Consider the following 23,916-nt stretch of genomic DNA (forward strand, 5'->3'; position numbering starts at 1 on the left):
TTGCCCATTCCATTCGTTACCGTAACTAACTACTATGCGGGTGCGTGCTCCCTGTCACACACCGGAGGAGTCCACCCGTGCCCGTACGCAGACGATCCGCCGCCCTGATCGCCTTCAGCACCCTCACCCTGCTCGGCGCCACCGTCACCGCCCTGCCCGCCCACGCCGCGCAAGACCAGGTCATGCTGGCCACCACGTGCAGCGAGACGCCCCGCGACCTGCCCGTCAACCAGTTCACCGACCACCGCGAACTCGGGGTCGAGCTCGACCGCATCGAGCGCGTCAGCGGTGGCCGGGTCGAGGTGGAGCAGCTCGGCCACAGCAACCGCGGCCGGGCGATCTGGTCGGCGCGGGTGGGCACCGGCCGCAAGGCCGTGCTCCTGACCAGCGAGATCCACGGCAACGAGAAGACCGGGACGGACGCCCTGCTCGACCTGCTCGACTGGGTCGGCACCAGCGAGAGCGCCAAGGCCAAGCGGTGGCGCAGCGAGCTGACCATCGTGGCGATCCCCAAGATGAACCCCGACGGCGCGGAGCTGGACCGCCGCGGCAACGACATGACCTGGCAGGAGGTGACCGCGCGCTTCCCGCAGCTGCGCGGCAGCCAGCCGGCGTGGAACTACTACACCCGGTCGCTCCAGGGTGACGACTACTCGGCGCGGCCGGGCTTCGACATCAACCGCGACTACCACCCGAACCTGGACTACGTGCCGCGCAAGGAGGACTTCCCGGGCACGTCCGCGCAGACCGGCTGGTACCTCTCGCCGGAGACCAGGGCCGTCCGGGACGTCTACCGGGGCCTCACCGCCGAGTTCGGCGAGGTGGACACCTACGTGGACCTGCACCACCAGGGCGCCTGCTACGTGATGCCCGCCGAGCCGGACGAGTTCGTCACGCTGTCGATCTCCGGCAGGTTCGTCGACGACCCGGCCACCACGCCGGGCCTGGAGCAGTACGCGGACCGGTACGACCTGGACTACTCGAAGCGGCTCAACGTCGCGGTGAACAACGCCCTCCAGGCTGCGGCCGCCAACCGCCCGGCGTTCGGCAACATCACGCTCTACCCGCAGGACACGAACCTGCCCGGCACCGGGCTCGGCTCCTTCGCCCTCAACGGCAGCGGCGCCGTGCTGTTCGAGGTCCGCGGGCAGACCCAGACGCTGGGCCAGCAGCACCGGGCCATGCTCGTCCGCAGCGTCTACGTCGGGCTGGACGGGATGCTGTCGAGCATCGCCAGCGGCCAGGTGAACCGGCTCGACCCGGCCGACTACGACCGGATCCCGCCCCGGGGCCCGAACATCGGCACCGGCGGCGCGGACGCCGAGCGCCGCGCCGACGACCCGCGCGCCGACGTGCTGGAGCACTGACCGCCGAGGGGTCGCGAGGCCGCAACGGGGCCCCGGGGGAGTTCCCCCGGGGCCCCGTTGCGCCTACCGGGACTGGAGCGCGTCCACCGCGACGGCCTGCGCGATCACCACGCGCCGGTCCACCTGCGGGTCGAGGATCCGGATCAGGTAGTGGTCGCGGACCCAGGTCTTCTTGTCCACGCTGAACACCGGCCGGCCGTCGCGGGTGAAGTCGAAGTGGTAGCGGAACGGGAACGGCACGTTGTTGACGAACGGGAGCAGGCCCCACACGCGGCGCAGGATCGCCAGGCCGGCGTTGCGCTCGCTGCCGGTGGCCGTCGGCGCGCCCGCCTGGTCGAGGTGCCAGGTGGAGTTGGTCAGGGACCGGCCGAAGTCCTTGCGGAACGCCCCGATGGACCGGCCGTCGCCGTCGGTCACGTCGTAGCCGCTGCCCAGGTCGATCACCTTGCGCGCGCGGAAGCCCGCGAGCACCCGGCTCCGGCCGGCGTCGGTGTAGATGGTCACCTGCTCCTTGAAGGCCATCCGCTTCTGCTCGACGAACGCGACGAGCTGTCCCGGCTCCCCGCCCTCGTCGGCGAAGACCTCGTAGCGGTTCACCATCAGGGTGACCTTCTGGTGCATGTGCAGCACGTTCGTCGCCTGCGAAAGCATCGTTCCCCCTCGACCTCGTCAACCCGCAGTCTCTCACCCGGACGGGTGACAGGCTTGACTTTGGGGTCGGATGTTGCGACACGATAGCTATCGATTGACATTCGATAGGTAGGCACCGATACTCGATGCATGTTCGCAGAGCATCGGGCAGTCGGCCCGTTGAGAATCTTCCTTGTCGTGCTGTTCGGGCTGCTGCTCCTGTTCCAGGTGATGTCGCTGCCCGGCCAGTTCGCGCACATGGCGCGGGAGTCGCCCGAGTTCGCCTACCTCAGGTGGCCGGCGACCGCCGTGACCGTGTTCTGGGTGCTGTGCGTCCAGGTGGTGGTCGTGGCCACCTGGAAGCTGCTCGCCCTGGTCAAGAACGACCGCATCTTCAGCGAGGGCGCCCTGAAGTGGGTGGACGTCATCGTGTGGGCCATCGCCGCCGGGTGGGTGACGCTCGCGGGCGTGCTGCTCTACGTCGGCTTCAACGCGACCGACCCCGGCCTGCCGCTGATGCTGTTCCTGATGTCGGTGGGCGTCGCCGCGCTGGGCCTGTTGATGGTGGTGATGCGGGCGCTGCTGCGGCAGGCCACCAGGTTGCGCGCCGACATGGAGTCGGTGATCTGATGCCGATCATCGTGCGCATCGACGTCGAGCTGGCCAAGCGCAAGATGAGCGTGGGGGAGTTCGCCGAGCGCGTGGGGCTCACGCCGGCGAACGTGGCGGTGCTGAAGAACGGCCGCGCCAAGGCCGTCCGCTTCAGCACCCTGGAGGCCATGTGCCGGGTGCTCGACTGCCAGCCCGGCGACCTGCTGGAGTGGGTCGACGAGGTCGACGAGCACGGCGCGCCCGTGCCCGTCGACCCCGGGGCGGACGGTCACCGGTGATCGGGGTCCGCGGGCTGACCAAGCGCTACGGCGACGTCCTGGCCGTCGACGACCTGAGCTTCGACGTCGAGCCGGGCAAGGTCACCGGCTTCCTCGGGCCGAACGGGGCCGGGAAGTCCACCACGATGCGGGTGGTGCTCGGCCTCGACCGGCCCACCTCGGGGCAGGCCCTGGTCAACGGGCGCCCCTACACCGCGTTCGCCGAACCGCTCCGGGAGGTCGGCGCGCTGCTCGACCCCGGCGCGGCGCACCCCGGCCGCACCGGGCGCGCCCACCTGCGCGTGGCCGCCAGGGCGAACGGCATCCCGGCGCGCCGGGTGGAGGAGGTGATCGAGCGGGTCGGCCTCGGCCGCGCGGCCCGCCGCCGGATCAAGGGCTACTCGCTGGGCATGAGGCAGCGCCTCGGGATCGCGGCGGCGCTGATCGGGGACCCCGGCGTGCTGCTGTTCGACGAGCCGGTCAACGGGCTGGACCTCGACGGCGTCCGGTGGATCCGCGGGCTGCTGCGGCAGCTCGCCGACGAGGGCCGCACCGTGCTGGTCTCCAGCCACCTGCTCAGCGAGATGGAGCAGATCGCGGACCGGCTCGTCGTCATCGGCCGGGGCCGCCTGATCGCGGACGCGACGACCGAGCAGATCCTGAGCGGACTGGGCCGCCTCCAGGTGCGGGTCCGCAGCCCGCGACCGGACCTGCTCCTGGCCGGGTTCCGGGAGCGCGGCCTCGTGGTCGAGCGCGTCGACGAGCACGAGCTGCGGGTCGAGGACACCACCGCCGAGGAGGTCGGCAGGCTCGCCCACGCCTGCGACGTCCCGTTGCAGCACCTCTCCGAGGTGCGCCAATCCCTTGAGGACGCCTACGTGGAACTGACCGGTGACAGCGTGGAGTACCACGGCGGCGGCGGGGCCGAGCCCGTGCCGGCGGGGGGTGCGCGGTGACGGCGCCGTCGACCCCTGCCCGGTCGACTTCGACCCCGTCGACCCCGGCCCCGTCGACCTCGGCAAGGGTCCACGTCGGGCGCGTGTTCGCCCGCGCCTGCGCCGCCGAGTGGACGCGGCTGTGGACCGTCAAGGCCAGCTGGTGGTTCCTGGCCGGGTCGGCGGGGGTGATGCTGGGCATCGCGGCCATCGCCGGCTCCGAGACGGCCGCCGACCCCTCGCCGTCCCCGGGCGGTTCGGCCTGGACGGCGGCGGCCGCCCCCGTCCTGCCGGGGCAGTTCGGCCTGCTCGCGCTCGCCCTGGCCGCGGTGACGTCCGACTACGCGACCGGCGGGATCGTCCCCACCCTCCAGTGGACGCCGCGGCGCGGGGTGCTGTTCCTCGCCCGCACCGCCGTGGCGGTGGCGGTGGCCGCGGTGCTCGGCGTGCTGCTGGCCGTCGCCGCCGCGCTCACGGCCTTCGCCACGGCCCGGCCGGTGCTCGACCTCACCGCGGCGCGGGGCGCGGAGGTGCTGCCCCCGGTCGCGCTCGTCTTCGCGGCCGGTGCCGCCCTCGCGGTCGGGCTCGGCTTCCTGCTGCGCAACACCGCCGGCGCGCTGGTCGCGGTCTTCCTGCTGATGCTCGTGCTGCCGCTGGTGCTGCTGAACTTCGGCCAGGAGTGGGCGACCACGGTCGCGCGGGTGCTGCCGGGGTCGGGCGCGGCGTTCCTGCTCATCGGTGAGCTGCCGGGGATGACGGGGACCTCCGCGGTGGTCACCCTGCTCGGCTGGGCCGGCGGCGCCCTGCTGCTGGGGTGGCTGCACCTGTCGCGCGACGACGCGAACCGCTGAACGGCGGGGAACCCGCGCGGAACACCGAGGGCACGTCGTGGGCCGGGAGGAGGGGCGACCCGGTCCACGACGTGCCCGCCCGCCGATCGGTCCTGCGGGCCGGTCGCCTCACCGGGTGGCGGCGCGGTCGCCGGGGGCACCACTGCCGGCGTCACCGGGGGAGAAGACGAGCGTGGCGCGGCGGTCGAGCAGGGCGAGCAGCGGCCCGGTCGTGGCGGTGGTGACCAGCGCCATGACCGCCAGGGCCAGGAACAGCGGCGCGGACAGCACCCCGGAGGTCAGGCCGACCTGGAGCACCACCAGCTCGGTCAGGCCGCGGGTGTTGAGCAGGACGCCCACCCGCAGCGCCGTCCCGGGTGCCTCGCCCGCCAGCCGCGCGCCCGCCCAACCGCCCGCGATCTTCGTCACCGAGCCGAGCACCAGCACCACCGCGGCCAGCCCCCACGGCACGCCCGCGTCGGGCACGGCCCACGCGGTCGCGCCCGCGACGACGAAGAACACCGGCACCACCGCGACCCCCAGGCGGCCGACGGACCGCGCCACGGCCGTCCACGCCTGCCCGCGCGGCACCGCCAGCGCCACGGCGGCCGCGCCGATCAGCGCCGACACCCCGACCGCCTCGGCGACCGCGGCCCCGGCGGGAGCGGCGACCACCGGCAGCAGCGCCGCCCGGCGCGGCCACCGGGCGGCCCAGCGCTCCGGGGTCGGCGAGGCGAGCACCCGGCGCCCCAGCAGCGCCACGGCCGCGCAGGCTCCCAGCCCGGCGAGCCGCGCGGGCCAGCCGCCCGCCGCGTTCGCCCCGTTCGCTGTGCCCGCCGCGTCCGCCGCACCCGCCGCCAGGCCGAGCGCGACGGTCAACCCCAGCCAGCACACCACGTCCCCGACCACCGCCGCGCCCAGCGACAGCGCCGCGGACCGGGTGCCCGACAGCCCGCACTCGACCAGCACGCGGGCCAGCACGGGCACCGCCGTGACCGCCATCGCCACCGCGGTGAACACCACCAGGGCGGCGGGCGGGGCGTTCCCCCGGACAGCGGCGGGCGCGGCTGCGACCACCCACCACCCCACCCCGATCCCGGCCGCCGCACCGGGAACCAACCCGCCCACGACGACCCGGCGCAGCGCCCGGCCCCGTGCCCCGAACCGCAGTTCGGTCGCGACACCCACCAGGAACCACGCCAGGCCGACCTCGGCCACCACCCCGAGCCCGGCCAACACCGGTGCCGGCAGCACGGTGCCGGGCGCGGCCGGCCCGGCGAGGAGGACCAGCGCGGGCACCACGAGCAGCCCGGCCGCGACCTCACCGACGACCGGCGGCTGGCGCAGCGCCCGAGCGACCGCACGCCCGGCGGCCGCCACCAGCAGGACGGCCCCGAGTGCCGTTGCGAAGTGCAGGGCTGTCACCACAGCGTCCACCCGCCACGTGTTCCGGGAGAAGGGTCGTGCCGGGGTGGTCTGCTGCCCCGCTTGCCTGCGGGAAAGGCTGCGGGGCCGGGGGATGGCGGTCAACCGGGACCGCACGTTGTCGTGGTCGGCGTGACGCAGGTCTTCCGCTCGCCGCGAGTACGCGGCCTGCCGCCGGCCTGCCGGTCGCCTCCCGGTCCGGAGGTCCCCGACCTCCCGCCTAATGCGAAAATTTCTCACCCGTTCGCCGGAGACGATCGCGCGTCGCGCTGAGTAACTTCCACAGCACGGTCCCTGCCTCTGATCGACCCTCGAAAGGTGGAAGATCATGAACCGTGCCGGAAAACGACTGATCACCTTAGCCGGTGCACTAGCGTTGTGCCTGGTCAGCGTCCCCGCGGTGCAAGCCGCCCCGTCCGGGACGTACTGGACCCCGGAGCGCATGCGCGCCGCCGCCCCGCTCGACATCCGCACCGCGGACGCCTCGGCCCTGCGCGTCACCATCCCCACGGGCGAACCGGCCTCCGTCGCGCCGATGGCCTTCCCCCACGGCGGCGGCCCGTGGACCGGCGGCGGCGCCGTCGTGACCACCGCGGGCCGCGTGTTCTTCACCTACCAGGGCCGCAACGCCTCGTGCAGCGGCAACGCCGTCACCAGCGGCAACAAGAGCACCGTCATCACCGCCGGGCACTGCGTCAAGCTCGACGGCGCGTACCACACCAACGTCGCGTTCGTCCCGGCCTACGCCAACGGCAACGCCCCCTACGGCACGTGGAACGCCCGGCGCACCCTGGCCACCCCGCAGTGGGACGCGACCGAGGACATCAACTACGACATCGGCGCCATCGTCGTCGGGCAGCTGAACGGCCAGTCGCTCACCGACGTGGTCGGGTCGCAGGGCATCGCGTTCAACCAGCCGCGCGCGGCCGACACCTACGCCTTCGGCTACCCCGCCGCCGCCCCGTACGACGGCACCAGGCTGATCTACTGCAGCGGCAGGACGTTCAACGCCTTCCTCAGCAACGGCCTCGGCATGACGTGCGACATGACCGGCGGCGCCAGCGGCGGTCCCTGGTTCCGGTCGTTCTCCGAGGCCACCGGCACCGGCACGCTCAACTCCGTGAACAGCTACAAGATCAACATTATCCCGACCTGGATGTTCGGCCCGTACTTCGGCACGGACGCCCAGAACCTCTACAACCAGGCGCAGGCCGCCTGATCCCCGCACCGCGAGCCGGGCGCGCCGCCGCGCGCCCGGCTCGCGCGAGCGCGCAACCCCCCGTTGCCGCGCTCCCGAAAGTCCACTGAGGATAGTCCTCGCAGGACAGTGCGGCCGAGGCCGCGCGGCCGCCCCGGTGCGACGGCCGGGGAGCGGTGCTCGGCCGGCTCCCACACCACCCCGGTGTCGCTCGCGACGCACGTCGGCGCGCTGCCGAGCAGCCTCTCGTGCCAGGCCGGGACCGCCGGGTAGTCCCTCACCGGAATTCCCGCGAACAGGTCGACGGGCGTGGGCGGCGTGGAGTGCCCGACCGCCAAGGGGTTGATCCGTCCGATCTGGTCGGGATCCCCCGGGCGCCGCGACGCCGCCGCGTCCTCCTGTGGTCGTACACGACGTGCGACCGCAGTGCGATCCGTGATGACCCCGCCGCCGACCAGGATCCCCACGGTCACCAGTTCACCGTGCGCACCCGCCCCGGCCGATCCGCGCACCGCTCCGCCCGGAGGACGGATGTCGCTCTCGACGGTGGGTCGCCCCGCGCCCGCCGCAGGTCTCCGCCCACCCGACCGCCCGGCCGCGCCCACCGGGGCCGCGAGGCACGACCGGCTCCGCTGGACCGGTTTCGGCGGCGTCCTCCTGCTCACCGCGGCCGCCTGGACCGGGGTGGCGGCGTCACCGTCGTCCACCGCGGCCGCGCTGTCGCTCGCCGCCGGGGTCACCGGCGCGGGCCTGCTGGTGCTGTCGTGGGCGCTGCTCGGCCGCGCCGTGCTCACCGGTCCCACCCCGCCGACCGCGCGCGGGCTGGTGTGGACGCTGGTGCTCTGGTGCGCCCCGCTGCTGGTCGTCCCACCCCTGTTCAGCGCCGACGTGTTCAGCTACCTGGCGCAGGGGGAGATCGCCGCGCGCGGCCTGGACCCCCACGTCGTCGGTCCCGCGCGGGGGTTGGGCGCGGCCTCGGAGGTCGTCGGGCGCGTCGGGGCGCACTGGCGCGACACGCCGTCGCCCTACGGCCCGCTGTTCGGCGCGGTGGAGCGGCTGGTCGCCCGGGTGTCGGCGGGCGACCCGGTGACGGGCGTCCTGCTGCACCGCCTGATCGGACTCCTGGGGCTGGCGCTGGTGGTGTGGGCGGTCCTCCGCCTCGCCTCGGCCGCCGGCGCGTCGCGGCGCGCGGCGCTCTGGCTCGGCGTGCTCAACCCGCTGGTGCTCTGGCACCTCGTGGCCGGTGTCCACAACGACGCCCTGATGCTGGGGCTCATGCTCGCCGGCACGGCGATCGCGCTGCGGGCGCTGGAGGCGCGCGTCGAGTGGCGGCCCCTGGCGCTCGGCGTGGCGCTCATCGCCCTGGGCGCCCTGGTGAAGCTGCCCGCGCTGGTCGCCCTGGCCGTGGTCGGCACCGCGCTCGCGCGCCGCCGCGGCGGCCGGTTCGGGGACTTCCTGCTCGCGGGCGTCGGCATGGTCGTGGCGTTCGCCGCGGTGTCCGCCGCGGTCTCGTCCCTGACCGGGCTGGGGTTCGGCTGGGTGGGCGCGCTGGGCACGTCGGGCCGGGTGGCCAGCTGGCTGGCGCCCACGAACTGGTTCGGTTTCCTGGTCGGGGGAGCGGGCGCGGTGTTCGGCGCGCAGATCACCCCGGTGGCGCTCGGCGTCGGCAAGGTCCTCGGCTCGGTGCTGGTGGTGTGCGGGATCGGGGTCCTGCTGCACCGGCAGCTGCGCGGGCGGGTCGACGCGGTCACGTCCCTGGGCGGGGCACTGGGCCTGGTCGTCGTCTTCGGCCCGGTGGTGCAGCCCTGGTACCTGCTGTGGGCGGTGATCCCCCTCGCCACGACCCGGCTCCCGCGCCGGGCGTGGACCGGTCTGGGCGCGCTCGTCGCGCTCTCCGCCGTGCTGGTGCCCCCACCGGCGGGCGACCACACCGGCCACGTCGGCCCGCTCGCCTTCGGCTACGGGGTCGGCGCCCTGCTGGTCGGGGTGGCGTTCCTGCTGCTGCGCGGGGCGCCTGCGCCGCCACCGGTCCGCGCCTGGCGGGTCGATGTCGCGCGGGGCTGACCCGGGGCGTCGCCGCGCCGGCCGCTTGTCGGCGACCCCGGCTGTTGGTGGAAGCCTGGGCGGGCGGCGGACCACAGCACCGGGAACGGGTCGAGCCGGAGCCCTCGCGGTGGACGAGGACGCCACCGAGGTCCTGGCGACCGGCGCGATCGAGGGCCCAACGGCAAGTGCCTCGACGTCGCCGGGGGCGCCACCGGCCCCGGCACCCGCGTGATCCTGTGGCGTTGCAACAACGACGGCGCGCAGCGGTGGCAGCACCGGCGTTGACACCCCTCCGACGACCGGATTACCGTCACCCCCGAAGGTGTAGCGCTAAACCTTGGCTGAGGGGCGCGGATGGCGATGGACGGGCAGTGGTGGCGGGACGCGGTGGTCTACCAGGTCTACCCGCGCAGCTTCGCCGACTCGAACGGCGACGGCGTCGGCGACCTGCCCGGGGTGCGGTCCCGCCTGCCCCACCTGCGGGACCTCGGGGTCGACGCGGTGTGGCTGTCCCCGTTCTACGCCGGGCCCCAGGCCGACGGGGGCTACGACGTGGCCGACTACCGCGCCGTCGACCCGGTCTTCGGCACGTCGGCCGACGCCGAGGCGCTGATCGCCGAGGCGCACGCGCTGGGCCTGGGGGTCGTGGTGGACCTGGTGCCCAACCACTCCTCCGACCGGCACGCCTGGTTCCGGCGGGCCCTGGCCGAGGGCCCCGGCTCGCCCTTCCGCGACCGCTACCACTTCCGGCCCGGCCTCGGCCCGCGCGGCGACCGGCCGCCCAACGACTGGGGATCGCTGTTCGGCGGTCCCGCCTGGACCCGGACGGCGGAACCGGACGGCTCGCCGGGCGACTGGTACCTGCACCTGTTCGCGCCGGGACAACCGGACTTCAACTGGGAGCACCCCGAGGTCGCCCGGGAGTTCCGCTCGGTCCTGCGCTTCTGGCTCGACCGGGGGGTGGACGGGTTCCGGGTGGACGTGGCCCACGGCCTGGTCAAGGCGGCCGGCCTGCCCGACCACGGCCGGTCGGCCCGGCTGCTCGACCTGACCGCCACGCCGTTCTGGGACCAGGACGGCGTGCACGAGGTCTACCGCGACTGGCGGCGGCTGCTCGACTCCTACCCCGGCGAGCGGATCGGCGTGGCGGAGGCGTGGGGCCCGACCCTGGCCCGCACCGCCCGCTACGTCCGCCCCGACGAACTGCACCAGGCGTTCAACTTCCACTACCTCACCTGCGCCTGGGACCCGGCCGCGCTGCGCGCCGCGGTCGACGACTCGCTGGCCGCGATGCGCGCGGTCGGCGCGCCGGCGACCTGGGTGCTGTCCAACCACGACGTGGTCCGGCACGCCACCAGGCTCGCGCCGGGCGCCGACCGCGCGACCGGGCTGCGCCGGGCCAGGGCCGCGACCCTGCTGATGCTCGCGCTGCCCGGCTCGGCCTACCTCTACCAGGGGGAGGAGCTGGGGCTGCCCGAGGTGCCGGACCTGCCCGACGACCGCCGCCAGGACCCGGCCTTCCGGCGCACCGGCGGTCGGGACGGCCACCGCGACGGCTGCCGGGTGCCGCTGCCGTGGCACGGCGACCGCCCACCCTACGGCTTCGGCCCGCCGGGCGGCCCGAGTTGGCTGCCGCAGCCGGACGAGTGGGCCGGCCTGTCCGTCGCCGCCCAGTCCGGCGTGCCCGGCTCGACCCTGGAGCTGTACCGGGCGGCGCTGACGCTGCGCCGCGCCCACCCGGCCCTCGGCGGCGGGGACGACCTGACCTGGCTGGCCGGGGACGACGCCGTGCCGGCCTTCGAGCGCCGGGCCGGCGGTGCGGTGTTCCGGTGCGCGGTCAACGCGGGGGAGCACCCGGCGAAGGTCGAGGTCGAGGGGGCGCTGCTGCTGTCCAGCGCGCCCGTGGACCACGACGGGGCGCACGTGGTCCTGCCGCCGGACACCGCGATCTGGTGGACCCCCGCCTGACCGACCTGACCTGCCCGTGCCGCGCCCGCCCCGCGCGGCGCCGCCTCGTGCCTTGCCCGCCTGCCCCGCGCCCGGCCCGCCTCAGCCGACCCCGCCCGGCGGCGCCGTCGAACCCCGCTCCACCAGGTGCACGTCGAGCACGAGGGGCGCGGTGGGCCGCTGCCCGCCACCGGCGACGTCCAGCAGCCGGTCGACGGCGCTGGTGGCCTTCCCGACGAGGTCCTGCGCGACCGTGGTGAGCTTGGGCGTGACGTAGGCGCTGATGTCGATGTCGTCGAAGCCCACCACGGACACCCGGGCCGGCACGGGCACCCCCGTGTCGGCCAGCCCCTCGATGAGGCCGATCGCCAGTATGTCGGCCGTGGCGAACACCGCGGTCGCGGTCGGGTGGTCGGCAAGCAGCCGCCGGCCGAGCGCGACACCCTCCTCGTGCGTGGTGTTGACCGTCTCCACCGGACTGTCCTCACCGGACAGGTCGAAGTCCTCAAAAGCCCGGCGGAAGCCCAGGAAACGCTCGTGGACCACGCCCACGTCGGTGAACCGGGGCCCGGCGAACACGATCCGCCGGTGCCCCAGGCCGAGCAGGTGGGCCGCCGCCAGGCGGGCGCCGGTGAAGTCGTCGGAGCGCACGCCCGTGGTGAGCGGGTTGGTCGAGTAGCTGTCGATCGTCAGCAGCGGGATCGGGCCCGCCACGGCCGGGCCCAGGCGGTCGACCTCCTCGTCCAGGAAGCCGAGCAGCACCGCGCCGTCGAGGCTCCAGGACCGCAGGGCCTCGGTGATCTCGGCGGTGTCGGAGATCCCGCGCAGCAGCAGGTGGTAGCCGCGCCGGCGCAGCCTGCGCTCGATCTGCCCGAAGATCGCGGTGTTGTGCGGGCTGATGGCGAGGCTGTCCTCGTCCGCGGCGGGCACCAGCAGGCCGATCAGCCGGGAGGTGCGCGCGGCCAGGCTGCGGGCCGACGCGCTGGGGACGTAGCCGCGCTCGGTGACGATGCGGCGCACCCGCTCGACGGTGTCGGCGGAGACCCGGGCGTGCCTGCCGTTGATCACGTTGGAGACGGTCATGATGCTGACGCCGGCTTCCTCGGCGATGTCCTTCAGGGTTACCCGCACCGGATCGTTCCCCTCTCTCGTCGTGGGCCAGCGTAGGAGGCGGAGCCGTCCCCCTCGTTGACACACCTGCGGCGACCGGGCTAGTGTCCCACACCACAGATATAGCGCTAAACCACATCTGATCAGCGACGATCGGCCTCTTCGCCGCGCGTCGATGCGGAAGCGAGGGGTGGGATCGTGAGTACGGGTCATCCGGCGACGGATGGGCAGTGGTGGCGGAACGCGGTGATCTACCAGGTCTACCCGCGCAGCTTCGCCGACTCCGACGGCGACGGGACCGGCGACCTGAACGGGGTGCGCACCCGGTTGCCGTACCTGCGCGACCTGGGCGTGGACGCCATCTGGTTCACCCCCTGGTACGCCTCGCCGCTGGCAGACGGCGGCTACGACGTCGCCGACTACCGGGCCATCGACCCGGCGTTCGGCACGCTGGCCGACGCGGAGGAGCTGATCGCCGAGGCCGCCGGGCTGGGCATCCGCACCATCGTCGACGTGGTGCCCAACCACGTCTCCGGCGAGCACGCCTGGTTCCGGGCGGCGCTCGCCGCCGGGCCCGGCTCGCCGGAGCGGGAGCGGTTCTGGTTCCGCGAGGGCCGCGGCGAGCACGGCGAGCTGCCGCCGACGGACTGGGTGTCGAGCTTCGCGGGCGGCACCTGGACGCGCGTGCCGGACGGGCAGTGGTACCTGCACCTGTTCGCGCCCGAGCAGCCCGACCTGAACTGGAACCACCCGGACGTGCGGCGCGAGCACGAGGACGTGCTGCGGTTCTGGTTCGACCGCGGCGTGGCGGGCATCCGGGTCGACTCGGCGTCCATGCCGGTCAAGGACCCCGGGCTGCCCGAGGTCCCGGAGACCTACGAGGCCGGCGGGCACCCGTTCATCGACCGCGACGAGCTGCACGACATCTACCGCGCCTGGCGCGCGGTCGCCGACTCCTACGCCGAGCCGCAGGTCCTGGTCGGCGAGATCTGGCTGGACGACCGGCAGCGCTTCGCCCGCTACCTGCGCCCGGACGAGATGCACTCGGCGTTCAACTTCGACTTCATGGGCCGCCCGTGGGACGCCAAGGAGCTGCGCGAGTCCATCCAGTCCACCCTGGACGCCCACGCCCCGGTCGGCGCACCGCCCACCTGGGTGCTGTCCAACCACGACGTGACCCGCCCGGTCACCCGGTACGGCAGGCAGGACAGCGCGTTCAGCTTCGCGGCCAAGCGGTTCGGCACGCCGACCGACCTCGCGCTGGGGGAGCGGCGGGCCCGCGCCGCGGCGCTGCTGACCGCCGCGCTGCCCGGCGCGCTGTACGTCTACCAGGGCGACGAGCTGGGCCTGCCCGAGGTGGAGGACCTGCCGCCGGAGGCGCTCCAGGACCCGATGCACTTCCGCTCCGGCGGGGTGGACCCGGGCCGCGACGGCTGCCGCGTGCCGCTGCCGTGGACCCGCTCGGGGCGCACGTTCGGCTTCGGCCCGGACGACCCCGGCCCGGACGACCTCGGCCCGGACGACCCCGGCCAGGCCGGGCTGGGCCCGGACGAGCCGGGCCAGGCCGGGGTGGGCGCACCCACCTGGCTGCCGCAACCGGCCACCGGGTGGGGTGAGCGCTCGGTCGAGGCGCAGGAGCGGGACCCCGGTTCCGTGCTCGCGCTCTACCGCGCCGCCCTGGCCCTGCGCCGGTCCGAACCCGCGCTGCGCGACGAGGACTTCGCCTGGCTCGACCACGGTGAGGACGTCATCGCCTTCACCCGCGGCGACGTGGTGTGCGTGGTCAACCTCGGCTCCGCACCGGTGCCGCTGCCCGACCACCACGAGGTGCTGCTCACCAGTGCCGACCTCGACACCGATCCCAGCGCCGACCCCAGCGCCACCCACCTGCCCTCCCACCTGCCCGCCGACGCCGCCGCCTGGCTGCGCCGCTGATCCACCACGGGAGCAGAACGATGAAGTTCACCGCCGCCGCGTCGCGGTCCGCCAGGGCCGCCGCGGTCGCCCTGGTCCTGCCGCTCGCGCTGTCCGCCTGCGGCTCCGCCCCCGACGACGAGGTCGGGGCCGACGGCAAGGTCCGCCTCCGCGTCGCCCTGGACGCCGGGCTGGAGAAGGGCGCGGTCGACGCGTTCAACGCCCGCGTCGAGCAGTTCGAGGCCACCCACCCGGACATCGACGTGGAGAGCCAGGAGTACACCTGGACCGCCGCCTCGTTCACCGCGCAGCTCGCCGGCGGCACGATCCCGGACGTGTTCACCGTGCCGTTCACCGACGGCAGGGGCCTCATCGAGCGCGGGCAGGTCGCCGACGTCAGCGAGCAGATCGGGGAGCTGCCCTACGCGGGTGCGCTCAACCCGAACGTCGCCGAGGCGGGCCAGGCCGCAGACGGGAAGCAGTGGGCCGTGCCGATCGCCGCCTACGGGCAGGCGCTGCACTACAACCGCACCCTGTTCACCCAGGCCGGGCTCGACCCCGACCGGCCGCCGACGACGTGGGCCGAGGTGCGGTCCGCGGCCAGGCTGATCTCCGAGCGCACCGGCCAGGCCGGCTACGCCCAGATGACCTCCGGCAACACCGGCGGCTGGGTCCTCGCCACCCTGGGCTACGCCTTCGGCGGCCGCGTCGAGCGGATCGACGGCGACCGGGCCGAGGCCACCATCGACACCCCGGAGATGGCCGAGGTGCTGACCACCCTGCGCGCCATGCGCTGGGAGGACAACAGCATGGGCGCGAACTTCCTGTACGACTGGGCGGGCATCAACCAGGACTTCGCCGCGGGCCGCATCGGCATGTACGTCTCCGGCGGCGGCAACTACGGCAACCTGGTCACCCAGAACGGCCTCAAGCCCGAGGACTACGGCGTGGCCGCGCTGCCGCTGGCGGACGACCCCGACGCGGGCGTGCTCGGCGGCGGCACCCTGGCCGTGGTCAGCCCGAAGATCGGCGACCGGGGCAGGGACGCCGCGGTGGAGTGGATCGACTTCTACTACATGGGCAAGCTGACCGACCGGGAGGCCGCGGTCGCCGACGCCAAGACCCTCGCCGAGACCGGCCAGCCGGTCGGCGCGCCCGCCCTGCCGGTGCTCGACCGGGCCACCTACGACCGGGCCCGGGAGTGGACCCGGGAGTACGTGAACGTGCCGCTGGAGCAGATGGCGCCCTACACCGCGGAGATGTTCGACCAGCCGCTGCTGACCGAGCCCACCCGGTCGACGCAGGACGTCTACAAGATCCTCGACCGGACCGTGCAGGCCCTGCTGACCGACTCCGCCGGCGACGTCCCCACCCTGCTGGCCGAAGCGGACGCCGAGGTCCAGGCCCGGATCGACCGGGGCTGAGCCGTGACCGTGCAGTCCCCGAACCGCGCGGCGGCGGCCGGCACGCCGCCGCGCGGTCCCCGGCCCGCGCCGCGCCGCCGCCGCAACCCCGCCGGCTGGGTCCGGCGGGGCGGCCTGAGCACCCTGGTGTTCCTGCTGCCGCTGCTGGTGGTCTTCGGGGTGTTCTCCTGGGCCCCCATCGTGCAGTCGGTGGTGATGAGCTTCCAGCGGACCAACCTCGTCGGCCCCGCAGAGTTCGTCGGCCTGGACAACTTCGCCCGCGTGCCGGCGGACCCGCTGCTGTGGACGGCGCTGGGGAACACCCTGTGGTTCGCCCTGCTGGCGCTGCTGTTCGGCTACCCGGTCCCGCTGGTCGCGGCCGTGCTGATCAGCGAGGTCCGCGAGCGCAAGGGCCTGTTCAGCGCGCTGGCGTACCTGCCGGTGGTGGTGCCGCCGGTGGTGGCGGTGCTGCTGTGGAAGTTCTTCTACGACGCGAGCCCGACCGGCGTGTTCAACACCGTCCTGGGCTGGGTCGGCCTCGGGCCGTGGCAGTGGTTGCAGGACCCCGGCTCGGCCATGCCCGCGCTGGTGCTGGAGGCGACCTGGGCGGCGGCGGGCGGCACGGTCATCATCTACCTGGCGGCCCTGGCCGGGGTGCCCGCCGACCTGTACGAGGCCGCCGAGATCGACGGCTCGGGCATCTGGCGCAAGGTGTGGCACGTGACGCTGCCCAGGCTGCGCGGCGTGCTGATCACCACGTTCATCCTCCAGGTCATCGGCACCGCGCAGGTGTTCCTGGAACCGTTCCTGTTCACCGGCGGCGGCCCGGCCGACTCCACCACCACGCTGCTGCTGCTCATCTACGACTACGCCTTCGCCAACAGCCTGGGCGGGGACTACGGCGCGGCCACCGCGTTGAGCATCATGCTGGCCGCCGCGCTCGCCCTGTTCTCCGCCGCCTACTTCCGGCTGACCCGGTCCTGGAGCACCTCGTGAGCCGCGGCCTGGTCTCGCCCTCGGAGTGGGCCACCCCCACCACGCGCCGCGTCCTGCGCGGGGCGCAGGGGCTGCTGCTGGGCGGGTTGCTGCTGGCCGGCCTCGGCCCGGTGCTGTGGCTGGCCAAGGCCGCGGTCACGCCCACCCGGGACACGCTGCGCACCCCGCTGTCGGTGTTCCCGAACGGCCTCGACCTCACCAACCTCGCCACCGCGTGGACCCGGGTCGAGATCGACGAGCACTTCTTCAACACCGTGGCCCTGGCCACCGGGTCGTGGCTGGTGCAGCTGGTCGTGGCCACCACCGCCGGGTACGCGCTGGCGGTGCTGCGCCCCCGCTACGGGGGCCTGGTCACCGGCGTGGTGCTGGGGACGCTGTTCGTGCCCTCGATCGTGCTGCTCGTGCCGCTGTACCTGACCGTGGTCGACACCGGCATGATCAACACGTTCTGGGCGGTGTGGCTGCCGTCCGGGGCCAGCGCGTTCAACGTCGTGCTCGTGCAGCGGTTCTTCGCGAGCCTGCCGCGCGAGGTGTTCGAGGCGGCCCGCGTGGACGGCGCGGGCCCGTTCCGGGTGTTCTGGTCGGTGGTGCTGCCGCTGTCGCGGCCGGTCATCGGCGTGGTGTCGGTCTTCGCCGTGGTGGCCAGCTGGAAGGACTTCCTCTGGCCGCTGCTGGTGCTGCCCGACCCGGCGGTGCAGCCGCTGTCCGTGCGCCTGCCCGCGCTCCAGCGCTACGTGGAACTGGACGTGTTCCTCGCCGCGCTGGCCATCTCGACGGTCATCCCCGTCGCCCTGTTCCTGGTGTTCCAGCGCCTGTTCCTGCGGGGCGGCGCGCTGGAGGGCGCGGTCAAGGGATGAGCCCCGGCCCGACGGCGGGCCCGCCCTGCGAAGTTCCCCCTGCGAGGAGAGACGACGACGATGTTGAGCAGAAGCACGCCCAAGACCGGCCTGGCGGTGCTCGCCACGGTCCTCATGACAGCGGGTCTGATCACGCTGTGGAGCTCCGCCGCCCCGGCCGCCCCGGTCACCCTCGAAGCCGAGTCGGCCGCCCTGTCCGGTGGGGCGCGGGTGGAGACCGAGCACGCCGGCGGCACCGGCTCCGGTTACGTCGGCGGGTTCACCGACGCCAACCGGGGCACCGCCAGGGCCACGTTCACCACCACCGCGACGGCCGGCCCGAACAGCCTCACCCTGCGCTACGCCAACGGCACCGGCTCCACGCGCACCCTGTCGGTGTCGGTCAACGGCGCGGCGCGGCAGGTGTCGCTGCCCGCCACGGCGTCCTGGAGCACCTGGGGCGAGGTGACGACCTCCGTCGCGCTCACCGCCGGGAGCAACACCGTCGCGGTGGCCTACGGCTCCGGCGACAGCGGCAACGTCAACCTCGACCACGTCAGGCTCACCACCGCCCCGACCACCACGACCACCACCACGACCCCTGGCCAGCCGGGTCCCGCCGGCTCCTACGAGCTGGAGACCGCCTTCACCGCGGGCGGCGCGACCACCACCACCTCCCCGGCCGGGGCCACGGGCGCCGGGTCGGTCGTCCTCCCGGGCGTCGGCGCGCTCGTCACCCGCACGGTCAACCAGGCCGGGGCGGGCACCGCGACGGTGACCCTGCGCTACACCAATCCCGCCTCCTCCGCGCGCACGATCACCCTGTACGCCAACGGGATCAGGCAGCGGCAGCTGTCGCTGCCCGCGGGCGGCGGCTGGCAGACCACCACCCACCAGCCGGCCCTGCGCACCGGCCTGAACCTGATCGGCTACCGGGTCGTCGCCGGCGACACCGGCGGCGTGCAGCTCGACCACGTCACCGTCACCAACACCCGGGGCCTGGCGCAGCGCGGTGCGACGGTCCCGTACACCACCCACGAGGCCGAGGCCGGCGCCGGCAACGGCACCCGGATCTCCGGCCGCGCCTACACCACCGAGGCCGCCGAGGCGTCGGGCCGCGCCGCGGTGAAGCTCACCGGCACCGGTCGGCACGTCGAGATCACGCTGACCGCGCCCGCCAACGCCGTCACCGTCCGCGCGGGCCTCCCGGACAGCGCCGCGGGCACCGGCACGACCGCGCCGCTGGCCGTCTACGCCGACGGCGCCAAGGTCCGCGACCTGGCGCTGACCTCGAAGTACAGCTGGATGTACGGCCCCTACCCGTTCGCCGGCGCGCCCGGCGGCGAACGCCCGCACCGCTACTTCGACGACGCGCGGGCCCTGCTGCCGCGCACCTACCCGGCCGGCACCGTGCTGAGGTTCGCCAAGGACACCGACGCGACCCCGTACATCACCGTGGACCTGATCGACACCGAGCTGGTGGACCCGGCGTTCACCGCGCCCGCCGGCTACGTCGACGTCACCGCCCACGGGGCCAGGCCGAACGACGGGGTGGACGACACCGCCGCCCTCCGCGCCGCCGTCTCCGCCGCGCGGGGCACGGCCACCCGGGGCGTGTGGATCCCGGCGGGCACGTTCTCCGTCCCCGGCCTGATCACCTTCAGCGGCGTCGACCTGCGTGGCGCGGGTCCCTGGCACACCGTGCTCCAGGGCTCGAACCGGCGTGGCGGGTTCTACGTCAACGGCGGTGACGCGCAGCTGGCGGACCTCACCTTCGACGGCGACGTGACCACCCGCGACCCGGACGGCGCGCCGAACTCCGACGCGTTCGTCGAGGGCGAGTTCGGCACCGGCTCGCTGGTGTTCAACGTGGCCACCAACCACGCCAAGGTGGGCCTGTGGGTCAAGGCCGCCAACGGCCTGCACGTGGTCGGCGCGCGGATCCGCAACACGATGGCCGACGGGGTCAACGTCAACGGCGAGACCGCCAACGTGCGCGTCGAGCAGAGCAGCTTCCGCAACACCGGCGACGACGCGCTGGCGACGTGGTCGTGGGAGTCCGCGGGCACGGTCAGCCGGAGCGTGTTCGCGTTCAACACGGTGGCGCTGCCGGTCCTCGCCAACGGCGTGGCGATCTACGGCGGGACCGACAACCGCGCCGAGGACAACCTGATCTCCGACACCGTGTTCAACGGCAGCGGCGTCATGGTGTCCACCTGGCACGCGTCCAAGCCCTTCGGCGGCACCACCGCGATCCAGCGCAACACCCTCACCCGCACCGGTTCGCGCCACTGGGACTGGCACACCCACACGGGCGCGGTCTGGTTGTTCGCCGAGCGCGCCGACATCACCGGCGCGGTCGTGCTGCGGGACCTCCAGGTCGACGACAGCTCCTACCACGGGCTCCTGCTGAGCCGGCAGCGGGCGATCGGCGACCTGACCGTGGGCAACGTGCGGATCAACGGGACCGGCGGGGCGACCGACAGCTTCGACGACGGCGCCGGGACCGTGACCAACGCCAACGGGATGCACTTCGACCAGGTCACCGGCACCGGGCGGTTCGACAACGTCGCGGTGTCCGGGGTCCGGGGCGCCGGCAGCCAGGCGCTGGTCAACGTGGGCAACACCTTCACCGTCCAGCGCGGGGCCGGCAACTCCGGCTGGTGAGGACCGGGTGCGGGCCCGGCACCGCGAGGTGCCGGGCCCGCGTCGGTCGTCAGCCGGTCGTCAGCCGGCCGTGCAGGTGAGCGCCGAGGCGCCGGGCGCCCCGGTGGCCGTGCCGAGGAACCCGAAGGCGGTGCTGCCGCCCGCCGGGACCGACCCGTTGTGGGAGGCGTTGCGGGCGGTGACCGTCGTCCCCTGGCTGGTGACGGTGGCGTTCCACGCCTGGCTGATCGCGCCACCGTTGGTGAACGTCCAGGACACGGTCCAGTTGGTCAGCGCCGAGGTGCCCGCGGTGACCCGGACCTCGCCCTGGAACCCGCCGGGCCACTGGTTGGTGACCGCGTACGTCGCGCTGCACCCGGACGGCAACGGCGGCGTGGTGGTCGTGGTTGTGGTGGTCGTCGTCGTGCCGGTCGTGGTTGTGGTGGTGGTCGTGCCGGTCGTGGTCGAGGTGGTGGGTGTCGTCGTCGTGGTCCCGCCCCACCCGGCCGTCGAGTCCAGCCACGCGGCCCGGCGCAGCATCCAGTCCCGCATGGCCTGCACCTGGCCCTGCCAGGTGGGCGCGGTCGGCGTGTTGAAGAAGCCGATCATCCGCGTGGAGAGGTTCGGCCAGCGCTGGAAGTTGCGCTGCGCGGCGTTGGTCAGCGGCCTGGAGAGGCCGTCGACCCTGGTCTGGAGGGAGGCGTCGGACAGCGGCCCGCGGCGCAGCGACTGCCAGCGCGCCTTCAGCTCGTTGACGAAGGCCGGGTCCCGCAGGAGCTGGGTGAACCAGTCGTTGGCCTGCGGCTGCCTGGTCTGCTGGTACTGCCACCCCGCGACCTGGTCGTTCTGGAAGAACCCGCCCACGCCGAAGGTGAGGTCGAAGTCCCACAGCGGACCGGCGAAGATCTTGCCGTCGCGGTCCTTGTGGAAGTGGGTGCTGCGCAGGTAGGCGTCCATGTTCCGGCTCAACTCGTTGACGATCATGTGGTTGATGAAGGAACCGACGTCGATGTACTTGCGGTAGCCGGTGTTCGGGTCGGCGAAGTTCGGCGCCCGCAGCACGTCGTGGAACTCCTGGATGTGACCTCGCAGCCACTCGCGCTGGGCGGGCTGCAACGGGTCGGGGTCGACCACCTCCAGGTAGTTCCAGCAGGTCGCCGCGGGACCGGTGCACGGCAGCGTCGGCTCCTCGGCGGCCATCCACTCGAACTTCCAGATGTACCCGCCGGTGATCTTGGGCAGGGTGAGGTCGTCCTCGTCCAGCTGCTTGAGGTTGAGCCGCGCCTTGTTGTTCTTGATCGTCTCGACGATCATGTAGACGCCCATGTAGTCGTTGGCGCCCACGCCGGTGCTGTCGGTGTTGAGGTAGAACTCCGCGAACGAGTACCGCGGCACCTGGAGGCCCATCTCCCGACCGAGGTCGTAGACGAGGGCCTCGCGGATCAGCGACTTGTCCGGGAACGGCCCGCGCAGCACCCAGTCGGAGTCGGCGGGCATCCCCAGCACCGGGTAGTCGGCGTCGTCGTTGTCGTTGTCCCAGAACTCGATGCGGTAAGGCGCCTTCTCGAACGAGGACGACGACTGCCCGCGCAGCCGGAACCCGGAGCGGGTGGCCACCGCCGGGGCCGCGGCCAGGGACGTCGTCCCGCCGGCGGTCGGCTGGAAGATCATGGTGGCGGCGTGGAAGTCCTCCCGGGCGGGCTTGCCCGCGCCGTAGGAGTCGATCAGGACCACCGGCAGGTCGTGGGCCGTGGTCGCGGTCGCCTCGCGGGCGACGTACATGGCCGTCCCGGGCGCGCCGGAGGCCGCCTGGCCGACGAACGCCTGCGCCCGCAGCTGGGTGGTGGCGGTGAACCGGAGCGGCGTGCCGGGGTAGAGCGGTGACTGCGCGGTGGGCAGCTGCCCGTTGGTGGTGTAGCGGATCTGGGCCCCGCTGACGGTGGTGCCCAGGGAGACCGACACCTGTCCCTGGAAGGTGCCGCTGGGCACGGAGAAGGTGATGTCGCCGACGAGGCTCTCCGCCGAGGCGGCCGCGGTGACGGCATCGGCTGCCGAGGTGTCGAGCGCCGAGGTGTCGGCCGCCGGGGTGTCGGCCGCCGGGGCGCTCGCGGCGGTGTCGGCCGATCCGGGTCCGGGTTCGGCGCCGGCCGCCAGCGGTAACGGCAGGAGGAGTCCGGCGATGAGCGCGGCGGCGACTGCGATGCCCTTGGTGCGGGGTGTCGACGCGGCGCCGCTGCCGCGTGGGGTCAAGCGCACGATGCCTCCTGCTCGGTTCGGGGGGAGGGGGACGTCGCCGAGATCAGGGGCGACGCGGTGCCGCGGCGGGCCGGGGCGGCGGCGCGGAAGTGGCGGCGCAGCGTCCGCCGCCACGGCGCGTCGGGCAGGTCCAGCCGCAGCGCGGCCAGACCGGTGGCGTACTTGGAGATGCGGGCGGGCCGCAGGCCCTCCTGCCACAGCAGGCGGTCGACCGGGGTGGCGGCCGAGGTGCTCTTGGTCTCGACCACGGCGACGCCGGGCAGCCGCAGCACCGAGTCCGAGGCGCGCCAGATCAGCGCGGTGTCGACGGTGACCCGGCTGTTGGTGGCGGGCAGCAGCAGGGTGGTGCGGTGGTAGTCGGTCACCAGTACCGGGTCCAGGGCGCTGTCCGCGCCGGGACCCAGCGACTCGCGGCCGAGCGCCTCGTCGACGAAGTCGCGCCCCGGCCGCACGGTGCCGCAGTCCCGGACGTGGTAGGGCAGCCGGTGCTTGGTGATGTTGCCCCGCGCCCCGCTGATCTTGACCTCCAGCCAGCACTGGCCGGAGTCGAGGTAGGTGCGGGTGCGCACCTTGAACCGCCTGCGCCTGCGGTAGGCCGCGCAGTGGTAGCTGTCCAGCCCGGGGGTGTCGAAGTACACCGACTCGTAGCGGAAGGTGCGCTCGCCGTCGATGTCCAGCACCCGGGCGGACGGCCTGAGCTGCTCCAGCAGGCGCGGCAGCGCCTCGGTCGGGACGAGGTACTTGCGGTCCACCCTGGTCTGGAGCGCGGCGCGCTCGATCAGCTCGGCGAGGCCGACCGGGGCGATCCGCGCCAGGACCGGCGTGATGGCGATCGTGGTCATCGGTGTGCTCCGGAACGTGCGGGCGAGCCGGACGCGGTGGCCGGCCCGCGAGCGGTCAGCGCGTAGCGGACGTCGACGATCGTGGTCTCGTTCACCAGGTCGATCCGCTGGATGGTGGCGGTGTGCACCCGGCCGTTGAGCAGCTGCTCCAGGTGGGCGATCAGCACGACGTGGTCGGTGATGGCCGAGTCCAGCACCAGGATCTGGTGCCGGTAGTGCCGGAACAGCCGCCGGTGGTCGCCCAGGAACATGGTCAGCAGGATCAGCGCCATCAGGCCGCCGTTGAGCCACGCCGAGGAGGTGCTCAGCGCGCCGAGCAGGCCCAGGGCGAGGGCGGAGAAGTAGTACGCGACCTCGTGCTGGTCGAGCTCCGTCGAGCGCAGGCGGATGATGGACAGCACGCCGAACAGCGCCATCCCCAGGCCGAGCCCGGCCCCGACGTTGCTGGTGCTCAGCGCGCTCGCCACCGCCAGGACGCCGATGTTGACGCCCAGGTAGGCGACGACCAGGTCGCGCCGGCGGTGCCGCGGGAAGTAAAGCCCGAAGACGAGCAACACCACCGCGCAGATGTCGATCGCGAACAGGACGAGTTGTGGCATCTCGTACGTCCTCCTGAGCCGGTGCAGGGTCGGCCGGGCACCGCCCGCTTCTTGGCGGGGGTCTGCA

Annotated in this window: 19 protein-coding genes and 1 pseudogene; 14 read left to right on the forward strand and 6 right to left on the reverse strand. The window is 73.8% G+C overall.

Going from position 1 to position 23,916, the window contains the following annotated elements; all coding sequences use genetic code 11:
* Positions 1 to 77 precede the first annotated feature (77 nt).
* Positions 78 to 1,367, forward strand: a complete 1,290-nt coding sequence (locus tag Q5530_RS17560; protein WP_415363511.1) for a M14 family zinc carboxypeptidase — start codon at positions 78 to 80, stop codon at positions 1,365 to 1,367.
* Positions 1,368 to 1,430: 63 nt separating this feature from the next.
* On the opposite strand, the gene Q5530_RS17565 is transcribed toward Q5530_RS17560, so the two are convergent.
* The gene (locus Q5530_RS17565) at positions 1,431 to 2,018 is read right to left on the reverse strand and encodes a hypothetical protein (protein ID WP_415363514.1); all 588 of its coding nucleotides are present in this window, start codon (positions 2,016 to 2,018) and stop codon (positions 1,431 to 1,433) included.
* Positions 2,019 to 2,147: 129 nt separating this feature from the next.
* Between Q5530_RS17565 and Q5530_RS17570 the strand changes: the two genes are divergently transcribed.
* The 4 genes from Q5530_RS17570 (at position 2,148) to Q5530_RS17585 (ending at position 4,652) form a co-directional block, all read left to right on the forward strand.
* Positions 2,148 to 2,627, forward strand: a complete 480-nt coding sequence (locus tag Q5530_RS17570; protein ID WP_415363516.1) for a DUF2975 domain-containing protein — start codon at positions 2,148 to 2,150, stop codon at positions 2,625 to 2,627.
* The gene (locus tag Q5530_RS17575) at positions 2,627 to 2,887 is read left to right on the forward strand and encodes a helix-turn-helix domain-containing protein (protein WP_415363518.1); all 261 of its coding nucleotides are present in this window, start codon (positions 2,627 to 2,629) and stop codon (positions 2,885 to 2,887) included. Before Q5530_RS17570 ends, Q5530_RS17575 begins: the two co-directional genes overlap by 1 nt.
* Positions 2,884 to 3,822: an ABC transporter ATP-binding protein gene (locus Q5530_RS17580; protein WP_415363520.1), complete on the forward strand. Its 939-nt coding sequence runs from the start codon at positions 2,884 to 2,886 to the stop codon at positions 3,820 to 3,822. The genes Q5530_RS17575 and Q5530_RS17580 overlap by 4 nt, the downstream gene beginning before the upstream one ends.
* 83 nt (positions 3,823 to 3,905) lie before the next feature.
* A complete protein-coding gene (locus tag Q5530_RS17585) occupies positions 3,906 to 4,652 on the forward strand; it encodes a hypothetical protein (protein ID WP_415363522.1) in 747 nt (248 codons plus the stop codon).
* A gap of 108 nt (positions 4,653 to 4,760) precedes the next feature.
* On the opposite strand, the gene Q5530_RS17590 is transcribed toward Q5530_RS17585, so the two are convergent.
* On the reverse strand, positions 4,761 to 6,068 hold the full coding sequence (locus Q5530_RS17590) for a cation:proton antiporter (RefSeq protein ID WP_415363525.1): 1,308 nt from the start codon (positions 6,066 to 6,068) through the stop codon (positions 4,761 to 4,763).
* 316 nt (positions 6,069 to 6,384) lie between these two features.
* Between Q5530_RS17590 and Q5530_RS17595 the strand changes: the two genes are divergently transcribed.
* The 4 genes and pseudogenes from Q5530_RS17595 to Q5530_RS17610 all read left to right on the forward strand — a co-directional run bounded on the left by Q5530_RS17595 (position 6,385) and on the right by Q5530_RS17610 (position 11,268).
* Positions 6,385 to 7,275 carry a trypsin-like serine peptidase gene (locus Q5530_RS17595; RefSeq protein WP_415363527.1) on the forward strand — a complete coding sequence of 297 codons (891 nt, stop codon included), beginning with the start codon at positions 6,385 to 6,387 and terminating at the stop codon, positions 7,273 to 7,275.
* A 510-nt stretch (positions 7,276 to 7,785) separates the two neighbouring features.
* Positions 7,786 to 9,318, forward strand: a complete 1,533-nt coding sequence (gene mptB, locus Q5530_RS17600; RefSeq protein ID WP_415363529.1) for a polyprenol phosphomannose-dependent alpha 1,6 mannosyltransferase MptB — start codon at positions 7,786 to 7,788, stop codon at positions 9,316 to 9,318.
* Between the two features lie 171 nt (positions 9,319 to 9,489).
* A pseudogene (locus Q5530_RS17605) lies at positions 9,490 to 9,585 on the forward strand (hypothetical protein); the annotation flags it as partial.
* A 75-nt stretch (positions 9,586 to 9,660) separates the two neighbouring features.
* Positions 9,661 to 11,268, forward strand: a complete 1,608-nt coding sequence (locus Q5530_RS17610) for a glycoside hydrolase family 13 protein (protein WP_415363664.1) — start codon at positions 9,661 to 9,663, stop codon at positions 11,266 to 11,268.
* 81 nt (positions 11,269 to 11,349) lie between these two features.
* Here Q5530_RS17610 and Q5530_RS17615 read toward each other — a convergent pair whose 3' ends face one another.
* Complete coding sequence (locus tag Q5530_RS17615) at positions 11,350 to 12,378, reverse strand: LacI family DNA-binding transcriptional regulator (RefSeq protein WP_415363531.1); 1,029 nt, start codon at positions 12,376 to 12,378, stop codon at positions 11,350 to 11,352.
* A gap of 225 nt (positions 12,379 to 12,603) precedes the next feature.
* On the opposite strand from Q5530_RS17615, the gene Q5530_RS17620 reads away from it, so the two are divergent.
* The 5 genes from Q5530_RS17620 to Q5530_RS17640 are packed head-to-tail and all read left to right on the forward strand — an operon-like array spanning position 12,604 to position 20,173.
* Positions 12,604 to 14,292 (forward strand): alpha-amylase family glycosyl hydrolase, encoded by a 1,689-nt coding sequence (locus Q5530_RS17620; RefSeq protein ID WP_415363533.1) that lies wholly within the window; start codon positions 12,604 to 12,606, stop codon positions 14,290 to 14,292.
* A 20-nt stretch (positions 14,293 to 14,312) separates the two neighbouring features.
* Positions 14,313 to 15,695 (forward strand): ABC transporter substrate-binding protein, encoded by a 1,383-nt coding sequence (locus tag Q5530_RS17625; protein ID WP_415363535.1) that lies wholly within the window; start codon positions 14,313 to 14,315, stop codon positions 15,693 to 15,695.
* 3 nt (positions 15,696 to 15,698) lie between these two features.
* Positions 15,699 to 16,670 carry a carbohydrate ABC transporter permease gene (locus Q5530_RS17630; protein ID WP_415363538.1) on the forward strand — a complete coding sequence of 324 codons (972 nt, stop codon included), beginning with the start codon at positions 15,699 to 15,701 and terminating at the stop codon, positions 16,668 to 16,670.
* Positions 16,667 to 17,527, forward strand: coding sequence for a carbohydrate ABC transporter permease (locus Q5530_RS17635; RefSeq protein ID WP_415363540.1), 861 nt, complete (start codon positions 16,667 to 16,669; stop codon positions 17,525 to 17,527). The genes Q5530_RS17630 and Q5530_RS17635 overlap by 4 nt, the downstream gene beginning before the upstream one ends.
* 60 nt (positions 17,528 to 17,587) lie before the next feature.
* On the forward strand, positions 17,588 to 20,173 hold the full coding sequence (locus tag Q5530_RS17640; protein ID WP_415363542.1) for a carbohydrate-binding protein: 2,586 nt from the start codon (positions 17,588 to 17,590) through the stop codon (positions 20,171 to 20,173).
* A 60-nt stretch (positions 20,174 to 20,233) separates the two neighbouring features.
* On the opposite strand, the gene Q5530_RS17645 is transcribed toward Q5530_RS17640, so the two are convergent.
* Genes Q5530_RS17645 through Q5530_RS17655 form a run of 3 tightly spaced genes read right to left on the reverse strand, consistent with a single transcriptional unit; the run spans position 20,234 to position 23,849 of the window.
* Complete coding sequence (locus Q5530_RS17645) at positions 20,234 to 22,408, reverse strand: CotH kinase family protein (protein ID WP_415363544.1); 2,175 nt, start codon at positions 22,406 to 22,408, stop codon at positions 20,234 to 20,236.
* Positions 22,399 to 23,250, reverse strand: a complete 852-nt coding sequence (locus Q5530_RS17650; protein WP_415363546.1) for a polyphosphate polymerase domain-containing protein — start codon at positions 23,248 to 23,250, stop codon at positions 22,399 to 22,401. The genes Q5530_RS17645 and Q5530_RS17650 overlap by 10 nt, the downstream gene beginning before the upstream one ends.
* A complete protein-coding gene (locus Q5530_RS17655) occupies positions 23,247 to 23,849 on the reverse strand; it encodes a DUF4956 domain-containing protein (RefSeq protein WP_380637463.1) in 603 nt (200 codons plus the stop codon). The genes Q5530_RS17650 and Q5530_RS17655 overlap by 4 nt, the downstream gene beginning before the upstream one ends.
* Between the last annotated feature and the right edge of the window lie 67 nt (positions 23,850 to 23,916).

It is taken from the genome of Saccharothrix sp. BKS2 (assembly GCF_047689505.1).
Taxonomy (GTDB): Bacteria; Actinomycetota; Actinomycetes; order Mycobacteriales; family Pseudonocardiaceae; genus Actinosynnema; species Actinosynnema lopnurensis.

Excerpts from the sequence above, each read along its gene's own strand:
- Q5530_RS17565 (WP_415363514.1), bottom strand. The coding sequence starts at position 2,018 with ATGCTTTCGCAGGCGACGAACGTGCTGCACATGCACCAGAAGGTCACC.
- Q5530_RS17570 (WP_415363516.1), top strand. The coding sequence starts at position 2,148 with ATGTTCGCAGAGCATCGGGCAGTCGGCCCGTTGAGAATCTTCCTTGTC.
- Q5530_RS17575 (WP_415363518.1), top strand. The coding sequence starts at position 2,627 with ATGCCGATCATCGTGCGCATCGACGTCGAGCTGGCCAAGCGCAAGATG.
- Q5530_RS17595 (WP_415363527.1), top strand. The coding sequence starts at position 6,385 with ATGAACCGTGCCGGAAAACGACTGATCACCTTAGCCGGTGCACTAGCG.
- mptB (WP_415363529.1), top strand. The coding sequence starts at position 7,786 with ATGTCGCTCTCGACGGTGGGTCGCCCCGCGCCCGCCGCAGGTCTCCGC.
- Q5530_RS17610 (WP_415363664.1), top strand. The coding sequence starts at position 9,661 with ATGGACGGGCAGTGGTGGCGGGACGCGGTGGTCTACCAGGTCTACCCG.
- Q5530_RS17625 (WP_415363535.1), top strand. The coding sequence starts at position 14,313 with ATGAAGTTCACCGCCGCCGCGTCGCGGTCCGCCAGGGCCGCCGCGGTC.
- Q5530_RS17640 (WP_415363542.1), top strand. The coding sequence starts at position 17,588 with ATGTTGAGCAGAAGCACGCCCAAGACCGGCCTGGCGGTGCTCGCCACG.
- Q5530_RS17650 (WP_415363546.1), bottom strand. The coding sequence starts at position 23,250 with ATGACCACGATCGCCATCACGCCGGTCCTGGCGCGGATCGCCCCGGTC.
- Q5530_RS17655 (WP_380637463.1), bottom strand. The coding sequence starts at position 23,849 with ATGCCACAACTCGTCCTGTTCGCGATCGACATCTGCGCGGTGGTGTTG.